Annotated in this window: 1 protein-coding gene and 1 pseudogene; both read right to left on the bottom strand. The window is 47.1% G+C overall.

The window, feature by feature from the left end:
- Positions 1 to 134 precede the first annotated feature (134 nt).
- Positions 135 to 392 (bottom strand): annotated as a pseudogene (locus NT002_01210) (IS3 family transposase).
- A gap of 18 nt (positions 393 to 410) precedes the next feature.
- A complete protein-coding gene (locus NT002_01215) occupies positions 411 to 2,480 on the bottom strand; it encodes a hypothetical protein (protein ID MCX6827891.1) in 2,070 nt (689 codons plus the stop codon).
- Between the last annotated feature and the right edge of the window lie 217 nt (positions 2,481 to 2,697).

Raw genomic sequence — 2,697 nt, forward strand, 5'->3', positions numbered from 1 at the left:
ATGCTTTATTCAACTATTTCAATCATAAATGGCACAGAAACAATGAAATAATAAAAACCATCAAAAACATGATACAAAAAGCAGCCTAAATAAATGAAAAAAAGGATATACCAATTTCCACACTAATATTGACATTACCGGCTCGAATGACAATGACGGCGTTCTCGATTGTAAGACATTTCAATATACTCAAATATTCTCGTTTTGGCCTCCTCTTGTGTTCTAAGTTGTTCCCCGTAAATCAGTTCTGTCTTTAAAGTGGCAAAAAATGACTCCATCGGAGCGTTGTCCCAACAGTCACCCTTGCGGCTCATACTGCAGACCATCTTATTGTCTTTCAGCATATTCTGGTAATCGCCGGCGGCATACTGGCGGCCGCGATCGGAATGGTGGGCCACCCGGCCAATCTCTTATATCGGTCCGCAAATCGGCGTTGGACCGCCAAGATACAGGAACTTTATGAGATAAGTGATATCCTGAATGTTCGCTACGCCACTGCCATTCGCGTCCGCCTCTGCTACGCAAGCTGCGGGCGGACCGCCCTTATATAGATTATCAATCATTGCTGTTACATCCAAAATATTCACCAAATCATTATTGGTGAAATCGCCCGGCAGGTCGCAGCAGGTTCCCTGAAATCGGACAATCTGCAAACCATCTTCGACCGCCAGGTAGCCATAACCCCCGGCAACTGCGATGTCACTCACGTAACCCCACACTGCATCATGACCCGATGAAACTATGGCCGCCGGGTCGGTAATATCAAAGTAATAGAGCCCTCCATAGGTCCCCACAATAGCAAAATTATTTTTCAACTCCATACAGAACGCATCGTCACCGGTATAGTCGTAGTCCAGCATCAATGGAGCCGCCGGGTTGGAGATGTCAAATGAATAGACGAATCCCATCATCAACTCGCCGGTCCAGGCGCACACAAATGCGGTGTCTCCCCTGAGCACTATGTCTGCCGCCGCCCCGCCTATCTGGTCCTCACCCTCCAAATGTGGCGACAGGGGATTACTTATATTGAGAATCTTAAGATGCGGTATATAGGCAAAATCGCCGCGCACAGCAATGTAATCACAACGCTGAGGAAAATAACTTACGATCACTGGAACCAGTGGATTGGAGATATCAAATATTTGGAGCGAGTCATACCCGCCCAAATAAGCATAATTCCCCTGAATGGCCAAACTAAACCCGGCTTTGGGTAAGGAAGTACTACTAATAACATATGGATTTTGGTCGTCGGTAATGCTGATTATAGCAAATTGACCGGTGTTGGAATATGGCGATGTAAAATAGCCGGTTACAAAAGCAAGGGTGTCGACCACGGCGACATCCATTCCGGTGTAATCAAAAGGAATTTGCCCCAATACTATTGGATTGGAGTTATCAGATATATCAATTATGCTGAAACCGTTTCCGGCGACATAAGCGCGGTTTCCCGCAATCGCCACACATCGCGACTCCTGCGTCCTGTATTCCCCGATTAGACCGAAGCTTGGAGGGTGCAATATGTTTATCAATTGCAGTCCCAGCGTTCTGTCGGCAACGAAGGCGATGGAATCCTTTATGGATACTTTCAAGCCATACGGATCTCTATATAAACCTATCAATGTCGGAACTTCAGGATTAGTGATATCGAAGGCCATCAGCCCGCTGTTTACGATGCCGCTGGAATAATCATATCGGGCCAGATAAGCCACATCGCCCGCTACATCAACGCCATATGCGCCCCCTATTATTCCGTATCCGCCGAGAATATACATGTCATCAGGCCGCGGCATGGCTATAACTTGCAGTCCCTTGCTTTCACAGGCGACATAGGCAATGCCATTGGCGATGGCAATGTCATAAACACGCGTCTGCGTGCTGCATATGGAAATAAAAATAGAGGTATCAGGGCTTGCCACATTAATAGTCACCAGCCCGCTACTTGTTCCCAGATAAGCGACCGTATCGATAACCTTGACCGCGAATGCGCCATTAAATCCGCTCAAAGTCGTCATAAGCTGAGGCGAGGAAGGCGCAGAAATATCAACGACATAGAAAAAGCCATACCTGTCGGATAGATAGGCATAATTGCCCTGGACAAAGACATCATTAATATAGCCGCCGGGATTGATTCTCCCGACCAAATTGGGACTGGCCGGGTCATTGACATCATATATTCCCATCCCACCGCTCCAGAATGCCACATATAAATAGTTGCCCGCAATCATCGATCCCAACGCCATTCCGCTGTCAGGTGCTATCTGACTGACAAATCGCGTTTCGGAGAGATTGCTGATATCCACGACGACAAGCCCCTTTTCCATGGAGCAATAGGCATAATTGCCATTAACGGCAACATCCTGCATTGCTGACCAGAGTGTGCTTCCCACAGAAACTGCCGTCATTGACCCAACAGAAAGTGGGCTGCCAATGACAAAAATCAGAATCATGAGACCTGAAAGTAGTACTGCTGCTTTTCTCATCTTCCCTCCAGTCGGTTAGGAATCATTCAGTTCAATAAGATTCAGAGGACCAACACAATATTAACCTTTGGAATCTATGGAGTGAACCCCTTTTGTTGGACAGGTTAGGGTAGGACGGTTTGGCGGTTCACTTTTTCGTTCCTCAGTAGGGCCTCGAACTCGTTGGGTGGTCGATAGCCCAGAGAGGAATGCAATCGTTTCTCATTATAGACATCCC

This window comes from Candidatus Zixiibacteriota bacterium, from assembly GCA_026397505.1.
Taxonomy (GTDB): domain Bacteria; phylum Zixibacteria; class MSB-5A5; order GN15; family PGXB01; genus JAPLUR01.